This window comes from Natronorubrum sediminis, from assembly GCF_900108095.1.
Classification (GTDB): Archaea; Halobacteriota; Halobacteria; order Halobacteriales; family Natrialbaceae; genus Natronorubrum; species Natronorubrum sediminis.
Genome location: NZ_FNWL01000002.1, coordinates 1,008,540 through 1,033,612 on the forward strand (window position 1 = coordinate 1,008,540; position 25,073 = coordinate 1,033,612).

Annotated in this window: 23 protein-coding genes and 1 tRNA gene; 11 read left to right on the forward strand and 13 right to left on the reverse strand. The window is 61.2% G+C overall.

Features of this window, described 5'->3' with window-relative positions:
* Positions 1-88 precede the first annotated feature (88 nt).
* Positions 89-1,774, forward strand: a complete 1,686-nt coding sequence (locus BLW62_RS12195; protein WP_090507294.1) for a spermidine synthase — start codon at positions 89-91, stop codon at positions 1,772-1,774.
* Positions 1,775-1,804: 30 nt separating this feature from the next.
* On the opposite strand, the gene BLW62_RS12200 is transcribed toward BLW62_RS12195, so the two are convergent.
* The 3 genes from BLW62_RS12200 to BLW62_RS19115 form a co-directional block, all read right to left on the reverse strand.
* Positions 1,805-2,134 carry a hypothetical protein gene (locus BLW62_RS12200; protein WP_090507295.1) on the reverse strand — a complete coding sequence of 110 codons (330 nt, stop codon included), beginning with the start codon at positions 2,132-2,134 and terminating at the stop codon, positions 1,805-1,807.
* 132 nt (positions 2,135-2,266) lie between these two features.
* Positions 2,267-2,686, reverse strand: a complete 420-nt coding sequence (locus tag BLW62_RS12205; protein WP_090507296.1) for a universal stress protein — start codon at positions 2,684-2,686, stop codon at positions 2,267-2,269.
* Positions 2,687-2,730: 44 nt separating this feature from the next.
* Positions 2,731-2,856: a hypothetical protein gene (locus BLW62_RS19115; protein ID WP_281246651.1), complete on the reverse strand. Its 126-nt coding sequence runs from the start codon at positions 2,854-2,856 to the stop codon at positions 2,731-2,733.
* A 202-nt stretch (positions 2,857-3,058) separates the two neighbouring features.
* On the opposite strand from BLW62_RS19115, the gene BLW62_RS12210 reads away from it, so the two are divergent.
* From BLW62_RS12210 to BLW62_RS12240, 7 genes are all read left to right on the forward strand, one after another.
* Complete coding sequence (locus BLW62_RS12210; protein ID WP_090507297.1) at positions 3,059-3,913, forward strand: hypothetical protein; 855 nt, start codon at positions 3,059-3,061, stop codon at positions 3,911-3,913.
* Complete coding sequence (locus tag BLW62_RS12215; protein ID WP_090507298.1) at positions 3,910-4,482, forward strand: hypothetical protein; 573 nt, start codon at positions 3,910-3,912, stop codon at positions 4,480-4,482. The genes BLW62_RS12210 and BLW62_RS12215 overlap by 4 nt, the downstream gene beginning before the upstream one ends.
* Positions 4,483-4,630: 148 nt before the next feature.
* Positions 4,631-5,758 carry a pyruvate dehydrogenase (acetyl-transferring) E1 component subunit alpha gene (pdhA, locus tag BLW62_RS12220; RefSeq protein ID WP_090507592.1) on the forward strand — a complete coding sequence of 376 codons (1,128 nt, stop codon included), beginning with the start codon at positions 4,631-4,633 and terminating at the stop codon, positions 5,756-5,758.
* A gap of 77 nt (positions 5,759-5,835) precedes the next feature.
* Positions 5,836-6,351 carry a hypothetical protein gene (locus tag BLW62_RS12225; protein ID WP_090507299.1) on the forward strand — a complete coding sequence of 172 codons (516 nt, stop codon included), beginning with the start codon at positions 5,836-5,838 and terminating at the stop codon, positions 6,349-6,351.
* A 222-nt stretch (positions 6,352-6,573) separates the two neighbouring features.
* Entirely contained in the window at positions 6,574-6,837 is a 264-nt protein-coding gene (locus tag BLW62_RS12230; RefSeq protein WP_090507300.1) for a hypothetical protein, read from the forward strand.
* Complete coding sequence (locus BLW62_RS12235; RefSeq protein WP_090507301.1) at positions 6,821-8,206, forward strand: APC family permease; 1,386 nt, start codon at positions 6,821-6,823, stop codon at positions 8,204-8,206. Before BLW62_RS12230 ends, BLW62_RS12235 begins: the two co-directional genes overlap by 17 nt.
* 184 nt (positions 8,207-8,390) lie before the next feature.
* Entirely contained in the window at positions 8,391-9,326 is a 936-nt protein-coding gene (locus tag BLW62_RS12240; protein WP_090507302.1) for a ferritin family protein, read from the forward strand.
* A 42-nt stretch (positions 9,327-9,368) separates the two neighbouring features.
* On the opposite strand, the gene BLW62_RS12245 is transcribed toward BLW62_RS12240, so the two are convergent.
* The gene (locus BLW62_RS12245) at positions 9,369-10,130 is read right to left on the reverse strand and encodes a DUF6517 family protein (protein ID WP_342706863.1); all 762 of its coding nucleotides are present in this window, start codon (positions 10,128-10,130) and stop codon (positions 9,369-9,371) included.
* A gap of 385 nt (positions 10,131-10,515) precedes the next feature.
* On the opposite strand from BLW62_RS12245, the gene BLW62_RS12250 reads away from it, so the two are divergent.
* Entirely contained in the window at positions 10,516-12,159 is a 1,644-nt protein-coding gene (locus tag BLW62_RS12250) for a long-chain fatty acid--CoA ligase (protein WP_090507303.1), read from the forward strand.
* A 130-nt stretch (positions 12,160-12,289) separates the two neighbouring features.
* Here the strand turns inward: BLW62_RS12250 and BLW62_RS12255 are convergent, their stop codons facing one another.
* Positions 12,290-13,255: a TIGR03885 family FMN-dependent LLM class oxidoreductase gene (locus BLW62_RS12255; RefSeq protein ID WP_090507304.1), complete on the reverse strand. Its 966-nt coding sequence runs from the start codon at positions 13,253-13,255 to the stop codon at positions 12,290-12,292.
* Between the two features lie 401 nt (positions 13,256-13,656).
* The gene (gene glnA / locus BLW62_RS12260) at positions 13,657-15,012 is read right to left on the reverse strand and encodes a type I glutamate--ammonia ligase (protein WP_090507305.1); all 1,356 of its coding nucleotides are present in this window, start codon (positions 15,010-15,012) and stop codon (positions 13,657-13,659) included.
* A gap of 125 nt (positions 15,013-15,137) precedes the next feature.
* Here glnA and lrp point away from each other — a divergent pair, with 125 nt between their 5' ends.
* On the forward strand, positions 15,138-15,599 hold the full coding sequence (gene lrp, locus BLW62_RS12265) for an HTH-type transcriptional regulator Lrp (protein ID WP_076581086.1): 462 nt from the start codon (positions 15,138-15,140) through the stop codon (positions 15,597-15,599).
* Between the two features lie 146 nt (positions 15,600-15,745).
* Here lrp and BLW62_RS18720 read toward each other — a convergent pair whose 3' ends face one another.
* From BLW62_RS18720 to BLW62_RS12290, 6 genes are all read right to left on the reverse strand, one after another.
* Positions 15,746-15,886, reverse strand: a complete 141-nt coding sequence (locus tag BLW62_RS18720; protein ID WP_175459735.1) for a hypothetical protein — start codon at positions 15,884-15,886, stop codon at positions 15,746-15,748.
* Positions 15,887-16,267: 381 nt separating this feature from the next.
* A complete protein-coding gene (gene thsB / locus BLW62_RS12270) occupies positions 16,268-17,929 on the reverse strand; it encodes a thermosome subunit beta (RefSeq protein WP_090507594.1) in 1,662 nt (553 codons plus the stop codon).
* A 246-nt stretch (positions 17,930-18,175) separates the two neighbouring features.
* Positions 18,176-18,940 (reverse strand): SOS response-associated peptidase, encoded by a 765-nt coding sequence (locus tag BLW62_RS12275; RefSeq protein ID WP_090507306.1) that lies wholly within the window; start codon positions 18,938-18,940, stop codon positions 18,176-18,178.
* Positions 18,941-19,532: 592 nt separating this feature from the next.
* A tRNA-Ser gene (locus BLW62_RS12280) sits at positions 19,533-19,613 on the reverse strand.
* Between the two features lie 60 nt (positions 19,614-19,673).
* Positions 19,674-19,880: a DUF7981 family protein gene (locus BLW62_RS12285; RefSeq protein WP_090507595.1), complete on the reverse strand. Its 207-nt coding sequence runs from the start codon at positions 19,878-19,880 to the stop codon at positions 19,674-19,676.
* 49 nt (positions 19,881-19,929) lie between these two features.
* The gene (locus BLW62_RS12290) at positions 19,930-20,310 is read right to left on the reverse strand and encodes a Rid family detoxifying hydrolase (protein WP_090507307.1); all 381 of its coding nucleotides are present in this window, start codon (positions 20,308-20,310) and stop codon (positions 19,930-19,932) included.
* A gap of 232 nt (positions 20,311-20,542) precedes the next feature.
* Here BLW62_RS12290 and BLW62_RS12295 point away from each other — a divergent pair, with 232 nt between their 5' ends.
* Positions 20,543-23,581, forward strand: coding sequence for a PAS domain-containing sensor histidine kinase (locus BLW62_RS12295; protein ID WP_090507308.1), 3,039 nt, complete (start codon positions 20,543-20,545; stop codon positions 23,579-23,581).
* Positions 23,582-23,704: 123 nt separating this feature from the next.
* On the opposite strand, the gene ilvA is transcribed toward BLW62_RS12295, so the two are convergent.
* Positions 23,705-24,916: a threonine ammonia-lyase gene (gene ilvA, locus BLW62_RS12300; RefSeq protein ID WP_090507309.1), complete on the reverse strand. Its 1,212-nt coding sequence runs from the start codon at positions 24,914-24,916 to the stop codon at positions 23,705-23,707.
* Between the last annotated feature and the right edge of the window lie 157 nt (positions 24,917-25,073).

A 25,073-nucleotide genomic window follows, 5' to 3' on the forward strand; every position in this document is an offset into this window, starting at 1 on the left:
GGGGTGAGGTGTCATACCCGAGTACCGCGTTCGCGCCCGTCGCGTCGAGCCGACAGGTACTCACCGCCCGACCGTTTTCGAACAGGCAATGGACGCGCGGACCGTCGCGAACTATCGGCCCACGAAACCCGAACTCGCCGTCTTCGTCTCGGGTGTCACCAGTATGGGCCTCGAGATTCTCGCCGTTCGCCTCATCGCCCCGCAGTTTGGCAATCACATCTACACGGTCGGTGGCATCCTCACGGTCGTCCTCGCTGCGTTGAGCCTCGGCTACTGGCAGGGTGGCAAACGGGCCGCCACCGCGACGAACCGGGAGATGTCGTGGCTCATGCTCGCCACGGCGGTCTACGTCGCCGTCGTCATCTACGCGAGCGAGTTCCTCATGCAGTACACGGCGACGCTCGCGTTGCCGCCCCGGTACGCGTCGCTCCCCGCCGCGATCATCCTCTTCGGCCCGCCGACGTACTTACTCGGGTTCATCAGCCCCTACGCTGCCGAACTCTCACAGAAACGCGGAACCGGCGAAGCCTCGGGCCACGTCTACGCCCTCGGGACGATCGGAAGCATCCTCGGATCCGGAGCGACGACGTTCGTCCTCATCCCACAGCTCAGCATCGACGGCATCGGCCTCCTCTTCGGCGTGATGCTCGTCGGAACCGCACTGATCCTCGTCTCGCCTTCCTTCCCTCGAAAGCCCGTCCTCACGAGCGTCGTCGTCGTGGTCTTACTCGTCGCCGCGACCGGTGCCGGCCCCGTCGCGATCGATCACCGCGGGGACGTCGTCTACCAGACCCAGACGGCCCACCAGGAACTCGAGGTCGTCGACGACGGCGACGAGCGAACGATGTACTTAGATGGGGCCCGCCACAGCGCGATGGACCTCGAAGATCCCGACCGACACGTCTTCGCCTACACCGAGTACTTTCACCTGCCGATGCTCGTGAACGACGATCCCGACGACGTCGACGACGTCCTGTTCATCGGTGGCGGCGGCTACACTGGTCCACAGGACTTCGAAGAACACTACGATGCGGACGTCGACGTGGTCGAAATCGATCCCGAAGTCACCGACGCCGCCGAGGACTACTTCGGCCTCGAGCACGGCGAGAATATGACCTCCCACGCCGAAGACGGCCGGCAGTTCCTCCAGGATACCGACCAGACGTACGACGTGATCGTCCTCGACGCATACAAACAAGATCAGGTGCCGTTTCACCTGACGACGGAGGAGTTCATGGAACTCGTCTCCGATCGACTGGCCGATGACGGCGTCTTACACGCGAACGTGATCGCCGCACCGAGTGGCTCAGCCGCCGAGTTCTATCACGCACAACAGGAGACGATGGACGCCGTCTTCCCCGATACGTACGCATTTCGGACGTCAGACTCGAGTTCCATCCAGAACATTCAGGTCGTCGCGACCAACGACGAAACGGGCCTTTCTGCGGACGACCTCCGCGAGCGAAACGACGAGCGAGAGATCGGCGTCGATCTCGCGGACGCCATCGACAACAAACTCGGGGACCACGACGCCGACGCGCCTGTGCTCCGGGACGACCGCGGCGAGGTCGACACGCTGCTCGATCCGATGCTCGGCCAGCGCTACGTCATCGAGGAGACGGACGGTGACACCGAGAGCGGGGGCACAGGTCCCGCTGAACCAGCAGCGGTGATGGCCCCAGAGCCGGGTGTCTCGTCGCTCGAGACGGACTCGCCGTTGCTCGAGGGTGGTGTCTCGTCGCTCGATTCGGACGCGATTTCCGTTCAGGAGTAACGCGGTTTCGCCTCGAGGGTGTCGGGACGGTCACGATCCGCCGCCCCGAAACAGTCGAATCACCGCGGCGATGGGGCGGACCACGTACAACGCTGCGTCGGCGATGACCAGGTCCCGTTCGTGGCGACGGTCGTAGATGTACAGTCCAAGCGTGAGGGCGGCCGGGAAGATCACCACGACGGCCGCACTGATCGCGGGATCGACCCACTCGAGCACCTCCGGTCTGAGCCAGGAAACGCTGAATACGACCAGAATCATCACCGCGGCGGTAATCCCGACCGAATAGGCTACTCGAGTCGACTCGAGCACGACGCTCCGGCGGGGATAGCCGAAGATCCGGTCGGTCTCTCTCCGTCCCATCGATCCTCGTTTCCCACGACGGGACCGATCGACGTAGTTCTAGCGGCGCGCTGGGCGTACTCGAGGGTTGGTACCGACCGTTTGTGGTGTCGTTCCCACCCGGAGAAGTAGCGTGACGTGTACCTGAGAGCCCTATCCGCCGCCCGTCACGACGACCGGACGGTCGGTGTTCAAGATCACCGACTGGGTGACGCTGCCGAAGACGGCCTTTCCGACGGGAGAGCGTTTGCGGCCGCCGAGAACGATGGAGTCGACGTCGTACTCCTGGGCCGTCTCGAGGATGTCGCCGTCTTCGACGGTACCGCTTTTCTCGAGGATGGTGACGTCGACACCGTTGTCCTCGAGGTGGGTGTTTGCCCGTCGAACGGATCCGATCCGGGACGCGGATTTGTACTGCTCGAACTCCTGTGGTAAGTCCGCACTCTCCTCGTCGAAGATGAAGAGGACGTAGGCCTCGACGATTTCGCTCGCGTCGGGCAGTGAGGCGACGTACGATGCCTGTTCGAGCGCTCGATCTTCGTTCGTGTCGACGGGGATGAGAACGCGGTGCATAGCGAAGCATTCACACAGCGAGCTAATAAAACCGACTTCAGTTGTCACGTCGCTGGAAGTGCGAGCGTCTCGTTCCTTCTCGTCGCGAAGCGCGCGGCGTTGAATCTTGCCGCTCGATGGACGTCGAACGAGTCGGTCTCGAGGGCGTTCGGGCCGTCGTACTGGCGCACGATGGTCTCGACAGACGCCGGGATTTCGGGGCCAGCACGTAGCGTGTTTTAACACGTCACGTCACACGCTGATCGTTGGGCCGTGGGTCGCTACCACCCTCAGTGTAAATACCGCTTGATCGAGTGACACGACAGTCGGAATTGGTGCAACAGTGGGAAGTCACTGAACAACTATCCACAGAAGGCGTGATCGTTCGGTCTGATGATCCCTCACTCGAGACGAAACGTACTCAGAGCAGTCGGCGCTAGCGGCCTCGGTCTCGCCGGCGTCGCCGGAACCGCGAGTGCAACCTGCCAACCCGAACCTGCGGGACAACGCTACGAGGTACAGGTGTTCGTCACCGACGCGCTCTACGAGCACTGCGCTCAACAGTACGGCGACGGATTCCGCGCGAGAGACCGGGCCGAGACCTGGATCGAAGGTGCCTTCGATCAGGTCAACCAGGAGGTCACGGTTCTCTCGACCAACGAAGTGATCCCCGCGCCGGCCGAGATTATCCGCGGTTCGGATGCAGTGTGCGTGCAAAACCCGTGTGGCTCGACAACGACGTGTTACCCGTCGGTGCTCCAGTGGTGGCGAGACTACGCGTGTCAACTCGAGTCGCCGCTCGCGGCCGATTCGAACGTGTTGCTCACGGCGGCGCTGAGCACCGCTGGAAATCGACTGCTGAGCGGCGGCCGGGCTTACCGCGGCGGTAATATGGCCGTCGCGTACACCGGTCGGGCGGCGGCGGACGCCGGCGAGACGTACAGCGAGATCGTCTCCGCACCGAATGCCGGCGCAAACGGCATGCACACGGTGCTTCACGAACTGGGTCACACGCTCCAGATGACGAACGGCGAGGCGGGGGCCACACACGGGAACGACGGCTACGACGTGCACAACGTCGGCGGCGCGACGACCGCCTCGGGCGGGTTCGTTCCGACGACGGCGGTCAGTCCGCTCGCCGATCCGACCGCATCGACTAGCGAGTGTGGCTGTGGAATCGGCGACCGCGACGCGTTCTTGATGCGCTGGACTGGCTGTAGCATCTCCTACTGGGGTGACGCACGATGAATCCAAATCCGATCGAACTCGAGGTGTTCAACAACACCGCTCACCCGCGGACGGTGACGGTGTTACTGACACCCTACGACGAGGACGACTCTGTCGTCGACGAACGAACGGTTCGCGTTCCACGGATGCCCGAACCCCTGCAAAATGGGTCGGTCAGCGGAAGCGTTCCTCGGGACCAGCTCCCGAATCACCGCGTGATTCGCCTCGAGTCCGGCGAGAACGAGTCGCTCACCTGCCGCGTCGACGTGCCATTCGAGGACGGAACGGAGTCGCGTTCTGCATCGGTCCCAATCACGGTCGACCAGGAACCCGACGAGGCGACGACCGTCGCCTCGCTCGAGGCCGAAGACAACGGCCTCGAGGCTGAGGAAACCGACGGAGAGAGCGTCGATATCGACCGTGGCAAGCACGAGGACGCTGAACCGGGGCGTGGCCGTTCGAAAGGCGACGGAAATCCCGGCAAGAATCGAGTGAAACGGTCCACACGGACGAAAGCAAACGACGGCCGAAGCGACGACGAGGTCGTACTCGTGCTCGAGCGATTCGTCTACTGCGATACGGTGGCGTAACCACCCGTCGGTGATTCTGTCACCTCGATTCGGCACAAAGGCGCGTTCGATCCACACTCGAGGGGCCTTCGAGACCTCCCTAAAACCCAGCCGAGACGCGGACGAATCGACGGGTACCGTTATGGTCTCCGACCACCACGGTCGAGGTATGTCACAGGACGTCCTCGAGAGCGGGCTCTTCGAGCGAGCCCCGGACGACCCAATTCGGGTGCTCGACAGCGACGGCGAGGTCGTCTCGCCCGACCTCGAGCCGGATCTCGACGTCGAAACGTTGCTCTGGATGTACCGGGATATGCGATTCTCCCGTCGATTCGACGAGCGAATGATCAGCCTGCAGCGACAGGGACGATTGGGGACGTACGCCTCGCTCGCCGGCCAGGAAGGCTCCCAGATCGGCTCGACGTACGCGCTCGCGGACGACGATCTGCTGTCCTACCAGTACCGAGAACACGGCGCAGTTATCGCTCGAGAGCTCCCCTGGGAGTACCTGCTCTACTGGATGGGGCACGAGGACGGCAACACGGCGCTCGCCGAACTGGACGTCTTCCCGCTCAATATCTCCATCGGCGGGCACCTCCCACACGCCGTCGGCTGGTCGTGGGCGGCGAAGCGAAACGACGACGAGCGCGTGAGCGTCGTCCACTTCGGAGACGGCTCTACGTCGGAAGGCGACTTCCACGAGGCGATGAACTTCGCGGGCGTCTTCGATACGCCGACCGTCTTCTTCTGTAACAACAACCAGTGGGCGATTTCGGTCCCGCGAGGGGCACAAACAGCCAGCGCAACGCTGGCCCAGAAGGCCGACGCCTACGGTTTCGCGGGCGTCCAGGTCGACGGCATGGACCCTCTCGCGAGCTACGTCGTCACGGCAGCCGCCCGAGAAAAGGCGCTCGAACCCGGCGACGGGCAGTTACGCCCGACGCTGATCGAAGCGATCCAGTATCGATACGGCGCGCACACGACCGCCGACGACCCGTCGGCCTATCGCGACGACGACGAGGTCGAACAGTGGCGCGAGCGCGATCCAATCGACCGGTTCGAAGCCTACCTGCGCAATCGAGACCTGCTCACCGACGATCGGATCGAATCGATCGACGAGGAGATCGACACGACGCTCGAGGATCTCCTCGAGCAGGCCGAAGGGGCCCACGCGGATCCTCGAGAGCTATTCGAGTACACCTACGAGACACCCACTCCGCGACTCGAGGAACAGCGAACCGAACTCGAGCGCCTCCGAGAGGTGCACGGAGACGAGGAGTTACTCGAGGACGAGTAACGCCCGAGTCCCACGGATAAAGCCGACACTGGGACAGGGAAACGACTACCCCTGATTCGTGTGCATCCACGCATACGATGGAACTCGAGCAGTCGGCACGTGAGCCGACGCAGTCGGGACAGGCTCGCTGGGACGGGACGGTTCCCAGCGCGATCGATGCGCGAATTCTCGGACTCGTGGTAGTGACCGCGGGAGTGGCTGCATCCGTGAACATCCCCGCTGGTGGCGTGATGGTTGCCCTCGCAGCCTTCGCGTTGCTCGCGAGTGCGGGCGTCGTCGTTCACCTCCTCGGCGAGCGGAAACTGCGTCGAATTACGGACGAACTCGTCGAGCGCTGGGTCGCCGCTGGCGGCGAGATTACCGACGTGACGCGCACGTCGGCGGGGATGCGGACGGAGTGGACGATCGAGACGCCCGACGGCGAGGTTACCGTCGGCGGAATCGCACTGGTTCCGGTCGCGCAATTTTTCGTCGAGTGGCAGGGCGTCGGCGACTCGATGGCCGCGAGCGAAGCGGAAGAAAACATCGACGCGTTGGCCGAGAGCCTCTACGAGGAACTCTTCGAGATCGGCTCGGCACCCCAGCGATCGTAATCGGCGAACGGGGCAGTCATCTATCTGCGAACCGGGCAGTCGTCTATCTGCGAACCGGGCAGTCGTCTATCTGCGTACGGCCCAACCACCTATCTTCGAACGACCGTTTCGGTCGAGGAAACCCTCGTTTTCGAGTCCGAACGCGGACTCGAGTCGGACGTGGGGAGAACTCATGTCAAATCGTCCGAAAGGTATTTGGCCCATATCATGGTGAGTCATGGCATGGCAATTGGCCGATACCGTGACATCCCCGCCGAGATGGACGAAATCGAGCGCGAAGTCGCCGCTGCACAGTACCCCGAAGGTGGCCTCGTCGTCGGACTCGGCATCGGCATCGTGCTCCCCTTGGCACTCGCCGAGATCCTTCTCTTGTTCGCCCCGCTCGTGGGAGGAATACTCGGTTTCGCACTCGGGCGTCGGCTCAGAGACTACAAGATACGCCGTCGGCTGGCAAAACGCCGCCTCGAGCATGAGCGACACCACTGACAGCGGGTCGACGACGCTCTCCTCGAGCATCGGGCTGGTGGGCGTGCTCGCGTTGCTCGTCGGAAACGCGATCGCCGTGCCGATCTTCGTGTTACCGGGTCCACTGGCCGGGACGTCGGGACCCTCGCTCGTGTTGGCCATCGTGCTGGCGGCGATTCCGGCGAGTTTCGTCGTGTTGTACAACGCGTTGCTCGGCTCAGCGATGCCTGTCGCTGGGGGTCTGTACGTCTATATTTCGCGGCTGACAGCGCCCTACTGGGGGTTTCTGGTTCCGTTTACGATCCCGCTCGTGGCGTGGGCGTCGCTTCTGATCACGGCGACGGGGTTCGCCGAGTACACGCGCATCTTCTTCGACGTGCCGTCGTTGTTGCTCATCTACGTCTTGCTCGGGTTCGTACTCGTGATCAACCTGATCGGACTCAGGATGGTCGCACAGGTACAGATCCTATTTTTCCTCGGACTCGTCGTCACCCTGCTCGTCTTCATCGTCCCGGGGCTGGGGTCCGTCGAGACGGCCAATTACACGCCATTTTTCCCCGATTACGGCGCGTTCGCGCTCGCCGTCGTCGCCCTGTTCTACCCGTTTCTGGGCTTTGGCTTGCTCATCGAACTCGGTGAGGAGATCGAAGACCCCGGCCGGACGATTCCCCTCGTCCTCGGATTCGGAATCGGGATCGTCGCGCTGTTCTACGTGTCGCTCATCGCGGTTCTCGTCGGCGTCGTCCCCTACACGAATCTCGGCAGCGAAGCCGACCTCGCGCTCGCCGCCGCGACGTTCCTCCCCTGGTGGGGCGAGTACGTCGTCGCCACTGGCGCACTCTTCGCGGTCGTGACCACGGTGAACACGACGCTGCTCGTCTTCTCGAGAACGCTCATGCGAGCGAGTCGCGACGGCATCTTCCCCGAGTTCCTCGCGACGATCCACCCGCGCTTCGAGACGCCCCACTACGCGATTTTGGTCCTCGGTCTCCCGCCGTTCGTGCTCGTGCCCCTCGCCGGCGAAATCGTCGGCCTATCGACGTTCATCGGTCTCGCCAGTCTCACGGCGTACTTCTTCTGTGCGATCGGCCTCTGGAACCTTCCTCGAGAATTCCCCGAGCACTACGCGAACGCCCCGTTCAGACTCCGCCGATACCGCGGACTCCTGTTCGCCGTCGTCGGCGGCGGGGTCGTTACGGGCGCGTTCTGGCTCGTCACGCTCTTCCAGCAACCCGTCGTCGGCATCGTCTTGATCGGCTGGTTCATCCTCGCGTACTGCTACTATCGCTATCGGCTGCGGAATAGCGACCGAGCGGCGGTCTACCGGACGATGACGACGCTCGACGTCCACGAACGAGTCGATACGTCGGGAGAACACGGTGACGATTGAGCACAGTGGAAATTGAACAGGAGACGCTCTTGCACTCGGACGAATACACACGGAAGTCGAATCACGGGAACAACCACGAAGAACACCGGCACGTCGACTGATTTCCGTACTCGACAACGGCGCCACGGTTCCTATCAGTTGATCGTGTAATCACAGTTAAGGGATAGGGCAGGGATGTTGTACTATGACAACATCGTACACACCGACCGAGATGATGAACCGGGAGTCCCGGTCCAATCGCTACTATCGAAACGCAGTCGAACGCCACTGGGATCCCGGCGAAATCGACCTCGAGCGAGACGTCGAGCACCTCCTCGAGTACATCGAGGGAGCGGAGAACTACGACGAACAGTCGTGGGATCGGACGCTCAATGGCATCGCGAAGTTCGGCGCGGGCGAGGACGCCGTCACCGAGGACCTCGCGCCGCTGGCGACGGTACTCGAGGATATCGACGACCAACTGTTCTTGACGACCCAACTTTACGAGGAGGCCAAACACGCCGACTTCTTCGATCGCTACTGGCGCGAAGTCGTCTGGGCGGTCGAGGACGAACTCGGCTGGGAGCGCTCAAACCCGCGAGACGACAAGTGGTTCAACGAGCCCTACGTCGAACTCTTCGATCGGAACAAGAAGGCCCAGTATCGCCTGCTCGAGGACGACACTCCCGAAAACCGCGCGAAGGCGTACTGTCACTACCACCTGACGGTGGAGGGCATCCTTGCCCAGACGGGCTACTACGGCATGCAGACCTCCTACGGCGGCGAGTTCGAGGAGTTACCGCACTTGCCGGGGCTCGTCGAGGGCTTTACGAAGATCAGAAGCGACGAGGGCCGACACGTCGGCTTCGGCATGAACCAGCTGAAGACGCTCATCAAAGAGGAGGGTGTCGAACCCGAGTTGATCGAGAACACCGTCAACGAACTCTTGCCGCTCGTCCAGGGAATCACCGAGGACAACCGATACCAGCCCGACGAGGACGAAGAGCGCGTCGGCCTGCAAGACGGCGAACTGGCCGCCTACGCCGTCGACAAGCACACCGATCGAATGCAACAGATCACCGACGCTGCGGCCGAGATCCCCGACGTCGATGAACTGGTTCGACTCGAGGGCGACGACTGACCGGACGGACACCTCGATACACGGGGTGGAATTTTCTGCGCGTTAGATATCGATGGCGTCAGCGTCTTCGTCGTCTTCCTGGTCGTCGCCATCTGAGTCGTCGTCCGATCCAGCATCATCATCGTCACTATCACCGTTGCCACCATCACCATCCATCTCGTCGACGTCTTCGATGACACCGTCGATCAGCGAGCGGACGTTTGCTTCTTCCTCCGCTTGCACGTACTCGGGGTAGACGCCGATTGCAATCAACAGATCGTCGTTGCTCTCGACGGCCTCAGTGACGTGTAGATAGACGTCGACGTCGGTACCGTCGAACGTCGCTTCTGCACTGAATCGAGATTGAGTCGTGTCTTGCTCGAGCAAGGAGATGTCGTCGTCTTCTTCGTGAGTGATGTTGCTGATGTCGTCGTAGTTGTCTTCGACGAGTTCGACCAGTTCTTCGGTATCCATCTCTTCAACGGGGTTGAATTCCTGACCAGCGACGCTCACCTGCGGCGTTGTCAACAGCAAGAACACGGCACCCTGCTGGCGGCCTGCTGGCCCCATGTCGACTGTCTTCTCGTGTTCGGTAAGGTGGTTCAACACGGTGACGCTCTCCTCGTACAACAGGAGATCGACGCCCTCGTCGATTCCGATTTCCTCGACGTCACTGTACTCGTATCCCGTGTCATCGCGGACAGCTTCCTCGACACCAGCAGGCGAGGAGGCGTGTTCGTCGAGTCCAATCACACCTAAACAGCCGGAAAGGCCTACGAGGCCGACCGTTCCAGCACCGGCGAGGACGGTTCTTCTGTTCATCATGTTCAGAATTGCTTTCAAGTTTACTTTAGTTTATAGGTTCGGTATTGTAGACACTCCGAGACGAACGACCGTCGGACTACTCACAACTCGCTTTCATACGCCCTGGCAGTTGATCCGTCGGACGATTCGCGTCCGCAACGCGTGAATGCAACAGCAACACCCATACGAGAGCTGCGACGAATACCCGCACTCTCCGAGTACCGGTCGGTCGGGTGGGTTTCGAGGTCGCTAAGGCGTCCGTACCCGACGTGACACTCGAAACAGCGATCACCGTCTGACGGTCAGATACAGCGTATTTCAGGAGAGATATCCACTCGAGTTCGTTCTCACCTGGGTTCGTCGGTCCAAACGTTCAAATCCCTGTCCGCCAATGTTTGCCACAGCCATGATGGGTGTTCAGTTAACACTTGACAAGATTATCGAGCGAGCGGTCGACCTCTTTCCGGAGCGAGAACTCGTGACGAAACTGCCAGATGGGAGCACGCACCGCTACACCTACAGCGACGCGTACGAGCGAATCTGCCAACTCGCTCACGGACTCGACGAGTTGGGACTCGAGGACGGCGCTCGCGTCGGCGTAGTCGCGACGAACCACTACCGACACTTCGAACTCTACTTCGGCCCGGCGTGCTCGGCGCGGTCGATTCACATGTGCAACATGCGACTGCCAGACCACCACTTCGTCCACACGGTCGAAGACGCCGAGGACGAGGTGATCTTCGTCGATCCGGCGCTCGTCGAGAAGGTGGAGGCGAACGCGGACGAACTCGAGACGGTCGAACAGTACGTCGTCCTGTGTAGCGAGGACGAACTTCCCGAAACCGACCTCGAACCGGTGGTCGCCTACGAGTCGCTGCTCGCCGGCCACCCGACCGAGTACGAGTGGCCCGACATCGACGAGGACCGAGAGTACGGCATGTGTCACACCTCGGGGACGACGGGGCTCCCAAAGGGCGTCCCCTACACCCACCGGGCGATGTACCTCCACAGCATCATGTGTGGGCACGTCGACGCCAACCAAGTGAGCGAGGGCGACGTCGCCTTGCCGGTCGTGCCGATGTTCCACGCAAACGGCTGGGGAATCCCCTACGCCGCGACGTTCGCCGGCGCAAAACAGGTCTTCCCGTCCGTTCACACTGACCCCGAGTCGCTCGCGCACCTGATCGCCGACGAGGATGTCACCGTCTCGGCGGCCGTCCCGACCATCTGGCTCGAGATGGCGAACTACCTCGATGAGAACCCGGAAGTCGACATCTCCAACATCGACCGCCTGACGGTCGGGGGCTCCGCGCCGCCGGAGTCGCTCATCCGCAAGTACGACGAGGAGTACGACGCGCCGATTATCCAGGGCTGGGGAATGACCGAAACGTCGCCACTCGGCACGCTCAGCACGCTCCGAACGGAAGTCGAAGCGCTCTCACCCGAAGAACAGTACGAGTACCGGACGATGGCCGGCTTCCCCGTGCCGGGAATGCAGGTCCGTGTCATCGACGACGACGGCGAGGAAGTCCCCCGAGACGGCGAGACGATGGGCGAACTCGAGGTTCGCAGCCCCTGGGTGACAGACCACTACCACAACCGTCCGGAGGAGAACGAGCAGGCGTTCACCGACGACGGGTACCTCAGAACCGGTGATATCGCCGTACGCGACGAACTGGGCTACGTCGACGTCGTCGACCGCGACAAGGACGTGATCAAATCGGGCGGCGAGTGGATCTCGTCGGTCCAACTCGAGAACGACCTCATCGCCCACGAGGATGTCGCCGAGGCGACGGTCGTCGGCGTCGAACACGAACGTTGGCAGGAACGGCCCCTCGCGATCGTCGTTCCGACGGCTGATGCGGATCTCGCGGCGGACGACCTCGCGGACCACCTCGGGGAGACGTTCCCGGACTGGTGGCTGCCGGACGCCTACGAGTTCATCGACGAAATTCCGAAGACCTCGACCGGGAAATTCGACAAGAAACGCCTCCGCGACCGCTTCGATATCGTGCTCGAGGCACCCGACGAGGAAGAAGCGGAACTGTAAGGCGTTCGACCGAGGCCGCGATACAGGCCATTACGACGACCAGCTACAGTGAGTTCGTGCTCGAAAAGGCGAGTGAGTACGTTACCGACGCGTTCCGAACACAGGCGAGTACACGCAACGATCTCTCGAGTTACGTGAGTTTGGGAAGTACTTCTTCTCCGAAGTCCGCGATGAAGCGCGATTGCGAGCGAGCGACGTTGTGCAGGTAGATTCCGTCGACATTGAGCGCGCGGTCGCGCTCGAGCCACTCGATGTGGTCCTCGAGATCGCTCGAGACGCGAACGTTCGCTTCGACCTCCTCGCGAGTGATCGACTCGCCGAGTTCGTCGTACTCCTCCGGTGTTCGAAGCTCCTGCGTGACGGGCCCCGGAACGCAGTTCGTCCGCCACTGATCGTACGCGCCCTCGAGTGCCGCGTCGTCGTCCGTGTCGTAGGACAGTTGCACCTTGAGAAAGACCGATTTGTCGGGCGCGTGCTCGCGGAAGGCTTCGACGCGGTTTTCGACGCCCTCGTGATCCGGCGTCGCGATGGTAATCAGGCCGTCGACCCACTCACACGTTCCGAGCCAGCGAGCAGTCTCTTCGGAGAGGGCCGCACCGATTACCGGCGGCGGCGTCTCCGGGCGCGAGTACAGTTTTGCCCGTTCGACCGTAATCTGACCGTCGTGGGTCAGTTCCTCGCCATCCCAGAGCCGCCGCATGATCCGTGCGGATTCCTCGAGACGGGCATTGCGGTCGTCCTTGATCGGCCAGTTGGTGCCCGTGATCCCCTCGTTGAGCAACTGGCCGCTACCCACGGCGAGCCAAAATCGCTCGGGATACGTTTCCCGAAGCGTCGCCGCTGCTTGTGCGATGATTGCCGGGTGATACCGGTACCCCGGCGCGTTGACGGTCCCGAATGTCATCGACGTCCGCTCGAGTGCCGATCCGAGCCAGGACCAGACGAAGCCGGACTCACCCTGTCGTTCGCTCCAGGGGTGGAAGTGATCCGAGGCGAGTGCAGCCTCGAAGCCGTGTTCGTCGGCCTGTTCGACGTACTCGAGCAGCGTCGAGGGTGAAAACTGTTCGTGGGAGGCGTGGTATCCGATGAAACTCATAGCTGACAGTCGCGGCGAGTGTGACGACCGTCAGTTCCAGACCGAGACACTTCGACGCTCGCCCGGAACGTGTAAGCAGCGCCACGGCCCGACCGTTCGTCGATCGGTCCGTTTCAGTCTCTGCTCCGGCGGAATCGACGCGAGGACACCGTTGCTGGGCGCTCGTCGGCATTCTCGGCGACTCGATACGTTGCTACCCCCGACTCGTCGGTCACTCGGGTCCCTCGGCGGTACGTATTCACTCCAAGAGGGAGCCACACAGAAACGCGATATCGTGTCCAATCAGTCGGTATTCGAGACTGGCGTACAATCGGTGACCAAGGAGCCAAGAACCGATTGAAAGCCCAATCAGCAAGAAAACCCACCCAGTCGAGAATCGTCGAGAGCGACAGTATCGGAACTCAGAACGTCTCGAGGTAGCGATCGAGTTCCCACTCGGAGACGTCGATGAGGTACTCTTCGAACTCCTGGCGCTTGGCTTCGACGAACTTCTCGCCGATGTGCTCGCCGAGTGCGTCGAACATCGCGTCGTCTTCCTCCAAGGCGTCGACTGCCTCGCCGAGGTTCGCCGGCAGCGTGTCGATGCCGTACTCTTCGCGTTTTTCCTCGTCGAACTCGTAGATGTTCTCTCGAACCGGATCCGGACACTCGAGGTCCTGTTCGATGCCGTCGAGACCCGCGTGGATCATGACGGCGATGGCGAGGTAGGGATTACACGAGGGGTCGGGCGAGCGAAGTTCGACGCGGGAGGCTGCAGGGACGCGAGCAGCCGGTTTGCGGATCAGCGACGAACGGTTGCGGTCGGACCAGGCGACGTAGACGGGCGCCTCGTAGCCGGGGACGAGTCGCTTGTAGCTGTTGACCGTCGGGTTCGCGACCGCCGTAATCGCCGGTGCGTGCTCGAGGATACCGGCGGTAAAGGCGCGGGCTTCCTCGCTGAGGTTGAACTCGTCGTCCTCCTCGTGGAACGCGTTCTCGCCGTCTTCGGTGAACAGCGAGATGTGCGTGTGCATACCCGAGCCGTTAATCTCCGGAATCGGCTTTGGCATGAACGTCGCGTGGTAGTCGTGTTGGGCGGCGATGGCCCGAACGACGGTGCGGAAGGTGGCGACGTTGTCGGCTGTGGTGAGCGCGTCGTCGTACTCGAAGTTGATCTCGTGTTGACCTTCGGCGACTTCGTGGTGGCTCGCTTCCACTTCGAAGCCCATGTTCTCGAGGCCGTAGATGATGTCACGTCGGACGTCGCTCGCGAGGTCTTTCGGTGCGAGGTCGAAGTACCCGCCTGCGTCGTTGGTCGTCGTCGTCGCACGGCCCTCTTCGTCTTCCTCGAAGAGGAAGAATTCGGGCTCTGGGGCGGCGTTGACTTTGTAGCCCATCTCGTGAGCACGGTCGAGTGCGTTCCTGAGCACGCGACGCGGGTCGCCCTCGAATGGCTCGCCCGAGGTCGTGTTGTAGACGTCACAGATCATTCGAGCGGATGCACCATCCTCGCGGTTTCGCCATGGAAGGATAGCAAAGGTGTTCGGATCCGGAACTAATCGCATGTCCGATTCCTGAATGCGAACGAAGCCTTCGATCGACGATCCGTCGAAGTAAATTCCCTCGGCGAACGCTTTTTCGGCCTGTCGGGCTGGCACTGAGACGTTTTTTACAGTGCCAAGAATATCGGTAAATTGCAGTCGCAGGAAGTCGATATCGTTCTCCTCAATTTCGTCGAGTACGGCCTGTTCGGCCTCAGTGATGTTTCCGCTTGTCATCTTCTCGTCGTCCTACCCAAGTAACTCTGCTACTAAAACCCTACTGCTCCAAGCAAATCTTCTCTCTCCCCTCTGGAATTGTATATTCGTAAAGTTCTAAAGGGTCGAGTGAGAGGGTAGATGTGATGACGTACGAAAATCTCGATGCAAAACTAGTGAATGCACTCTTGGGTGACGGTCGCGCGAGCCTCCGTAGCCTCGCCGAAGAGCTCGACGTTTCTGTCACCACGGTTTCGAATCATCTCTCGGATCTCGAGGAGGATGGCGTAATCGAGGGCTATACACCGCGTGTCGATTACGATGCGGTCGGATATGACGTCACCGCCGTTATCCAGCTTCAAGTCGAAGGGAACGCGCTTCCAGACATCACCGAAACGCTTCGCGATCACCGCCAGATGACCAGTGTCTACGAAGTGACCGGCGACTACGACGTGATCGCCATCGGCAAGTTCAAAGACACCGACGGGATGAACGATCAGATCAAGGCGTTGCTCACCGACCCGGATATCAAAGCATCGAACACAAGCGTCGTCCTCAACGCCGTCAGCGAAAACGAGCAGTTCGAACTCGACGTTACCGATACCTAATCGACCGGCAACCGATCGAAGGGCGGTTTTACCGTACGTTCCGACCACGGAGCGACTGCTACTCGAAAACTTCGGCCTCGAGTCCGTTCTCGATACGACACGTCGGTCAATCGCGAGCGTTCGAATAGTTACGAGAGAACTCGACGCTACCGGAGATACAAGATTAGGAGGCCGAGTGCGAGAAGCATGAGTCCCCACCACAGCGAATCACCGGGAAGAACGATCAGGACCAGCGTGACGATACCCGATGAAAACAACGACCAGCCGATGGTAGTTTGATACGCCATAGGCGGCGTACGCGAGCGAGTACAAACAACCACCGGCTTGCAACGCAAGTACGGTGTGACAGCAAGCAGATTCGGGAGGACTCGAGTCAGTGAACGGTTGCTCGAGCGGTCGTAATCGCTATGCTGTTATCGGCGAGTGAGCGTTCGGCAAACCTCAATCAGTGCTGTTCGCCGAGCGCTTCGGCCTGGACCGACGACTGATGTGGAATGCGCGGCGCTACGAGCCGCTACGACCAAGCGAACGGCGCAGCCGTAAACTGAGAACGTTCCGCGTCCCCTAACGGAAGAAAGAAGCTTTTGCACTGAATTTTGCTCGCGGGTCACTGCGCTCCCCGCTCGCTCTCAGCGATTCTCGTTCATCGCGGTCGCTCCGAATCGCTCCTACATCATGCCGCCCATGCCGCCGCCCATGCCGCCCATGCCGCCGCCGGGTGCGCCTTCTTCGTCGCCACCCTTGTCGGTGGAGAGGTCGCCGGCGGAGATGATGTCGTCGATTTTGAGCACGAGGTTGGCCGCTTCGGACGCGGAGGTAACGGCCTGCTCTTTGGCGTGTGCCGGCTCGACGACGCCTGCTTCGTACGTATCCTCGATATCGCTCGAGAAGACGTTCAATCCGGCCTGCACGTCGCCGTCGTCGTGTGCTGCACGCAGGTCGACGAGCGTGTCGATGGAGTCGAGGCCGGCGTTCTCGGCGAGCACGCGGGGGACGAGTTCGAGCGAGTCCGCGAAGGCCTCGACGGCGAGTTGCTCACGACCGGAGACGGAGTCGGCGAAGTCACGCAGTCGGGACGCCAGTTCGACTTCGGTTGCACCGCCGCCTGCGAGCACGCGGCCGTCGGAGACCGTCTGTGCGACGACGTCGAGGGCGTCGGTGACGCCGCGCTCGAGTTCGTCGACGACGTGGTCGGTCGAGCCACGGAGGAGGAGTGTCACGCCGTGGGCGTCCTCGCCTTCGACGTAGAACAGTTCGTCCTCGTCGTCACGAGTAACGTCGCCGTAGCCGAGGTCGTCCTCGCTCGCGCTCGTGAGGTCGGAGACGATGCTCGCACCGACGACTTCCGAGAGGAACTCGAGGTCGCTCTTCTTCGCGCGGCGGATGGCGAGGATGCCTTCCTTCGCGAGGTAGTGCTGTGCGAGGTCGTCGATCCCCTTCTGACAGAAGACGATGTCGGCGTCGAGGTCGACGATCTGCTGAACCTTCTCTTTGAGCTGTTTCTCCTCGCGGTCGAGGAACTGCTGGAGTTGGTCGGGGTCGGTGACGGAGACTTCCGTATCGACGTCAGCCTCTTCGACCTCGATGGACTGGTTGAGCAACAGGATGTCGGCGTCCGTCGCCTCGGTCGGCATGTTGTCGTGGACGGGGTCCTTGTCGACGATGCCGCCCTCGAGGAGGTCGGATTCGCCGGTTGCGCGGCCGGTCTGGGTCTCGATGTTGAGGAACTCGAGGTCGACGACGTTGTCGCCATCCTCGGTTTCGACGGTGACCTGACTGACAGCGTCGACGATGAGTTGGGCGAGGTGTTCCTTGTTGACCTCGGTGCCCTTGCCGGTCATCGACGTTTCGGCGGTCTTCCGGATGAGTTCCTCATCCGTCGTGTCGATGTCGGTTGCGATATCGTCTACTTCCTCGCGAGCCTGCTCTGCGGCCATGTGGAAGCCTTTGATGATCGCCGTCGGGTGAATGTCCTGCTCGAGGAGGTCCTCCGCGTTCTTGAGGAGCTCTCCGGCGATTGCGACGGCCGTCGTGGTCCCGTCACCGGCTTCGTCTTCTTGCGTTTCGGCGACTTCGATGATCATCTCGGCCGTCGGATTGTCGATGTCCATCTCCTGGAGGATGGTGACGCCGTCGTTGGTGATCGTTACCGATCCCATCGAGTCGACGAGCATCTTGTCCATCCCTTTCGGGCCGAGTGTCGAGCGGACGGCCTCGGCGACTGCACGGGCCGCGCTGATGTTGTAATCCTGCGCGTCTTTGTCCTTGACGCGCTGGGAGTCTTCGCTCATCACGATCATCGGCTGTCCCTGCTGCATTCGCTGGCTCATAGTCAGCTGATTCATTGATTGCCCTTCTATATATGTTCTTCGCTATTCGATACTGCTACACGATACCATTCAAAGGCCGGTACTGCCGGAGAACCCCCGTAATGGACGCCGACCGCCGTCATCACGTGCTCAGTGAAACCAGTTCACAAAACCCGTGACGAAACGGGACCATCCCGTATATTTAAATACAAGTTAGATTGCGGTCACACCGGAACGAACAGCACGACACGGAGACGCCCCCCGACGTCAGGACTCGAGCGGTTCGACTAAGGAACGATCGTCGACTGTCGGGTTGTTGACCGCCGTGGAGACGGGATACGCGCGCATGTCGGTTGCGGAAATCGGCTCGAGCAAATCCGACGGATCGTCGGCCGTCAGCCACTCCCGTTCGGCCGTTGGCTCGAGAATAACGGCCATTCGATGGTGCACGTCCTCGACGACCGCGTTCGGCTCCGTTGTGATGATAGTAAAGGTCTCGAGTGGACCGTCGTCGTCTACCTCGGTTTCGACACCGCCACCGAAGCTGTCGAGACCGGCTTGTGTCGTCTCGTCGTCCGGTTCCCAGCGCGTCCAGAGACCTGCCAGCGCGAACACCCGATTGTCCTCGTAACAGACTCTGTAGGGCTGTTTTCCGTCGTCGGTCTCGACCCACTCGTAGAACCCATCCGCGGGAACCAGACACCGACCCGCCGACGGCGTGTCGTGCTCGCCGTCGCGTTGCTCCGAAGCGCTCGGGCGGCGTTCGTACGCATCTCGAAAACTCGGTTTTTCGGCGACGGTCTCCGCACGTGCGTTGATGATCCCGTCGCTGTCGTCGTCGGCCCAGGACGGAATCAGCCCCCACTCGAGTCGCCGAATCGTCTCGGGTGCGTCGTTCGTGATCACTGGCAGGTGCTGGCCCGGTGCCATGTTGTAGCGGGGACTGAATCCGCCACTCGAGTCCACAAACCGCGCGTCGAATCGGTCCTCGAGTTCAGTTTGCTCGACGAATAGCGTGTAGCGCCCGCACATATCCGAGTCTTCGCTCGCGACGCGTATAGCGTTGGTCGCTTCTCACTCAGGTACTCGCGTCGATCCGTTGCACCACGCACAACTCGGCCGGTATGGGCCTCGTACCGACTCGAACGGCGTCGGTAGGTCCCGTGTTACGATACCCGATCACGACGGATCTGTCGACGAGACTCCCATGACGGATCGATACGAACTCCTGGTGTGTGAGGACGGCCAACTCGAGATCCGCGACCCGGACGACCCTTGTCGCTGGATCACGACCGATTCGCCCATCGAGATCAGACGCTGACCGGACGATGGATATCGGCCGACAGTGACGTCGTTACGCTCGGATGTGCTCGATTTCGTTCACTCCGTGAACGATGACTTCTCGAATCCAAATCCCGTCGTCGGGTAGCCGTTGCTCACGAGTTTGTTCGCGACAGAAGACGCCAGGACAGGGATTTGAACGACGCGAAGACGTTCCGGGCCTGCGGCCTCACTCCGTTCCGGGGCTGCGACTTCTCTCATTCAAATCCCGCTTTGTTGCGTTTCGCAATTTCGAATAACTCGCGTCGCGATGCGCCGCTCGTTGGTAGTGAAATCACGAAAACGCCAGGACAGGGATTTGAACCCTGAATCCCAAAGGGAACACGCTTTCCAGGCGTGCGCCTTACCGTTCGGCCATCCTGGCTCAAGTGAACGTAACCGCGTCCGTCGTTTAACTCTTACTTTTACTGTCGCCGCCGTGTGATTAGGGGTCATCCGACACGCGGCCGGCCGTCCACGCGAGGATTCGATACTCGAGTGCGTACGCACCGACTGCAGTGACCACACCGACGCACATCGCGACGAACGCTCCCTGCGTGATCGACACCAGTGGCTCGACGACGAGGGCGTACCCTTGCACGAGGGTCAGAAACGCCATGAAGCCGACGGCACCCCACAAGATTGCCGACATCACACGCGAGCGGTCGGTCGGAGTGTTTGGAGCGAACACGCTCGAGCGCCTACTCGAGCGTCGCGACGGCTTCGATTTCGACGCCGACGCCCTTCGGTAGGGCCGCGACCTCGAGTGCGCTACGCGCCGGTGGTTCGTCGTCGAAGTACTCGGCGTAGGTCTCGTTCATCGCCTCGAAATCGTCGATATCGTCGAGGAAGACGGTGACCTTGAGGACGTCCTCGGCCGTCGCGCCGTCGGCCTCGAGCACCGACGTGAGGTTGTCCAGTGCCTGCTCGGTCTGGGCTTCGATCGGTTCGTCCGCGAGGAGTTCGCCGTCTGTCGTCAGGGGAATCTGTCCGGCGGTGAACAGGAGTGACCCGTCGGTGGTTGCCTGGCTGTACGCGCCGACCGCAGCGGGTGCGTCGTCGGTCTCGATGATGCGTTTCATACGGTACCCCTCTCGGCGAGTTGGCTTAAAAGAACGCGGAATACCGTGACAACTGAAACGAATTATACACTGACCACCGAGCGGTCTGTCGATCAGGTGGACACCGACGTACAGCGGCTACTATAAATTCACCGAGCGGACGACGGTTCCCATCGCTGGGATTCGCTCTGAGTATCGGTATTCAGGGACAATCGCCGGGGCGCTTATACAACTCGATGGCTTGTTTGCCCGTATGAGCGAGCAAGTCGGCGAGGTCAACCGGACGTTCTGTGAAGACGATTCCGGAACCCACGAGCGTTGTCGTGCATTGATAAACGCGGTGGGAGACGGGATTGTAACCGTCGACGCCGACGGCGAACTGGCGTTTGCAAACGAACGTGCGGTGGAAATTCTCGGTCGGTCCTCCGACGAACTCACTGAATTCTCCTACGACGACTCCCGCTTGGACCCTGCCGACGAGGACGGAAACCCACTCGAGACGGGTACGTTTCCGTTCGATCGGGTTCGTGAGCAAGGTGAGCCCCTCTCCAATCGAATTATGGGGATTCGACGCCCAACAGGAGGGCGCGTCTGGCTGTCGGTCAACGGAGCACCACAGTGGAGCGAGGACGATGCGTTCGACGGTGCCGTCTTCACGTTCGAAGAGATCACCGACCAACGTGACGCGGAAAGCGAACTCGAGGAGATTCACGGCCGAGTGACCGACGGCTTCTACGCGCTCGACGAAAACTTTCGATTTACACACGTCAACGAACGTGCCGAGGAAATGATCGACTTCGATGATACGGGGTTGGTTGGGGAGCACGTGTGGGAGACGTTCGAGTGGGCAGCTACCTCGAAAATCCAAGAAGAGTACGAACGGGCGATGGAAACACAGGAGGCTACCTCGTTCGAGGTTTTGTATCCTGACCCCCTCGACGCCTGGTACGAGATCAACGCCTACCCGTCGTCGACCGGCCTGTCGGTATACTTCCAAGATATTACCGAGCGCAAGGAGCGAGAATCCGAGCGAGAGCGGATGATGGGTGAAGTACGGGACAGCGAAGAGCGATTACAACTCGCACTCGAGGCCGGCGAGATGGGGACGTGGGAACTCGACTTGCAGACCGAAGAGTCCGCCGTGCGCTCACCCCAGCACGATCGGGTTTTCGGGTACGAGTCCCCAGTCGAAGAGTGGGGATTGGAAATCTTCCTCGATCACGTTCACCCCGACGACCGTGCGGACGTGAGACAGCGCTTCGAAGACGCCTACGAAACCGGTTCGTGGGAGTTCGAGTGTCGGATACACCGAGTCGACGGCGAACAGCGGTGGATCACGGCACAAGGGGAGTTCGACTTCGACGACGACGGAACACCGATCCGCGCAGTGGGAGTTGTCCAAGATATCACCGAACGGAAGGAACGCGAACAGGCGCTCGAGGAATCCGAACGGCGCTATCGCACGCTCGCGGAGTACTTTCCGAACGGTCTCGTCACGTTGTTCGATCACGGACTCGAGTACACGTTAGCGGCGGGGCAGGGATTCGACCGAATTCCCGTCGATCCCGACGATCTCGAGGGCCACCAGTTCCACGACGTTTGGCCGGACGAGACAGTCGCCGAACTCGAACCAGCGCTTCAGTCGACACTCGACGGGGAGGAAGCACGGATCGAACTCGAGTACGCAGGTCGGGAGTGGGTGCTTCACGCGGTGCCGATCACCGACGAACAGGGCAACGTCTTTGCCGGAATGACGATGGCACAGGATATCACTGAGCAGAAAAACCGCGAGCAGTATCTGGAAGAGGCCAAGACACAACTCGAGGCCGCGACCGAAGCCGGTGCTGTCGGGACCTGGGAGTGGCACATTCCGGAAGACCAGTTCGTCACGGGTGTCTCGTTTGCCAACACGTTCGGCGTCGATCCCGAAGCCGCTCGCGAAGGCGTCCCGATCGATCGATTCTTGTCGTCGATCCACGAGGACGACCGCGACCGCGTCGCTGAACAAATCGATGAGACCATCGAACACTGCGATGAATTTGTGTCTGAGTATCGCGTCTGGAACGCAGACGACGACCTTCGATGGGTCGTCGCTCGTGGTCAGGTCGAATGCGACGAGGCAGGTGACGCCGTCAGGTTCCCCGGTGCGATCACCGACATCACGGAGCGCAAGCGAGCAGAACTCGAGGCCGAGAAGCAATCGCGGCAACTCGAGACGCTGTTTCGCGTCTTGCCCGTGGGTGTCGTGGTCGCGAACGGGGACGGATCGCTGCGCAGAGCAAACGAAACGGCGCAGGAAATCTGGGGTGGGGACGTTTTCGATTCGGAATCGGTCGGGGAGTACGAGAAGTTTTCCGCGGTATGGGCCGATTCCGGTGAGCCAGTAGGCCCGAAAGACTGGACGATGTATCAGGTCGTTCAGGGTGAAGAAGTTACGGAGCCAAACATCTTCGAAATCGAGACGTTCGACGGGCAGCGCCGAATCATCATGGAGCACGGAAAACCGGTTCGAGACGAGGACGGGAACGTGAGCCGCGCCGTCGTTACGCTCACCGATATCACCGAACGCAGAGAGTCCCAGCGAAAACTCGAGGAGACGGTCGCAAAGCTCGAAGCGTCCAACGAACGACTCGAGCAGTTTGCGTACGCCGCCTCACACGACTTACAGGAACCGCTTCGCATGATCACGAGTTATCTCCAACTTCTCGAGGACAGATACGGCGATAGCTTCGACGAGGACGGCCAGGAGTTCCTCGAGTTCGCCGTCGACGGAGCCGAACGGATGCGCGAGATGATCAACGGACTGCTCGCGTACTCGCGCGTCGACACGCAAGGAGGTGCGTTCGAACCGGTCGATTTGAACGCCGTCCTCGACAATGTTCGCGAGGACCTGCAGATGCGAATCGAGGAGAGCGATGCGGAGATCACGAGCGAGGAGCTTCCGCGCGTGAACGGCGACGATAGCCAGTTGCGCCAACTCTTTCAGAATCTGTTGGAAAACGCGATCGAGTACAGCGGTGACGAACCGCCACAAATCGATATCTCCGTCGAGCGAGACGGGAGGGACTGGGTCTTCGCCGTTCGCGACGAGGGTGTTGGAATCGACTCGACGGATACGGATCGTATTTTCGAGGTCTTCCAGCGGCTGTATACGAACGAGGAGCACTCCGGGACCGGCATTGGCCTCGCGCTCTGTCGACGTATCGTCGAACGCCACGGCGGCGAAATCTGGGCCGAGTCGACACCCGGCGAGGAAACGACGTTCGTGTTCACGATTCCCGTCGACTCGTAACGGAAATCGACTCGAGACGGGGAAATGGGGGAGACACGAGACGAGAGAGATACGAGACGGGGGAGACTCGAGAAATAGATAGCCACGGGCAGAGAAGAGTGACGACAACTCGCCGCTGTACGTTCACGCCAGTATGTCGACGTCGTACCCCGCTTCCCGCAGATCCGAGAGAAACGCATCGACGTGATCTGGCCCGCGCATCTCGAGTTCGATCTCGACTTCCGTATCGCTCATCTCGACCTCGCGGGACGTACGGTCGTGATGAATCGCATAGATATTCGCTCGATGTGCGGTGAAGATGTCGAGTAGGTCCTCGAGCGCGCCGGGACGGTCTTTGAGCACCGTTCGGATCTTCAGATATCGACCCGTCTCGACGAGGCCACGGACCACGACGTTCGTCAACTGGTTGAGGTCGATGTTGCCCCCCGAGAGGACGGGCACGATCGTCTCGCCCGCGTCGTACTCGAAGGACTCGGAGAGTACTGCGGCCAGCGGAACCGCCCCTGCACCTTCGACAAGTGTCTTCGAGCGCTCGAGGAGGTAAACGAGCGTGACGGCGATTTCCGAATCCGAGACCGTGACGACCTCGTCGACGTACTCCTGTATGTACGGAAACGTGTGTTCGCCGACGCGCCGCGTTGCGATTCCGTCTGCGATGGTGTCGACGCCGTCGAGGGAGATTCGCTCGCCCTTCTCGAGTGACGACGCGGCGCTCGAGGCGCCCTCGGCTTGCACCCCGATGACGCGAGTCTCGGGGCGGCGTTCTTTGATCGCCGTTGCGATGCCGCTGATGAGGCCGCCGCCACCAATCGGGACGACGACCGTCTCCACGTCGGGACAGTCCTCGAGAATCTCGAGACCGATGGTACCCTGTCCGGCCATGATGTCTTCGTCGTCGAAGGCGTGGACGTACGTTCGGTCTTCCTCGCGTTCGATCTCGTGTGCGCGGTCGGCGGCTTCGTTGTAGTCGCGCCCGGAGAGGACGACCTCCGCGCCGTAGTTCTTCGTCGCCTTCACCTTCGAGATCGGAGCGTGTTCGGGCATGACGATCTTCGAGTCGACGCCAGAGCGCGTGGCCGCGAGTGCGACACCCTGGGCGTGATTCCCCGCACTCGCGGTGACGACGCCGGCGTCCTTTTCTGCCCTCGAGAGCGTCGCGATCCGGTTCGTCGCGCCGCGGATTTTGAACGCGCCGGTTCGCTGAAAGTTCTCGAGTTTCAGTCGAACGTCGGCATCGGTCATCGATGAATACGTGTGTGAGTGCTCGAGCGGAGTATGTCTGGACGTTTCGCGGACCCGTTCGCGTGCCTCGAGAATATCGGCGAGTGTGAGCATACACCTGACTACTCGGGACGTAGTGTAAGACTGTCGGGGATCGGCCGGTCGGTCGCCCCACCGTTCCGACCCCGACAGAATTGTGTTGCCAAAGGCAACACGACAGGGAATACAGGAAATGCACGGCGTGTGACGTGCAGGTGAAGAAGGGTACCCG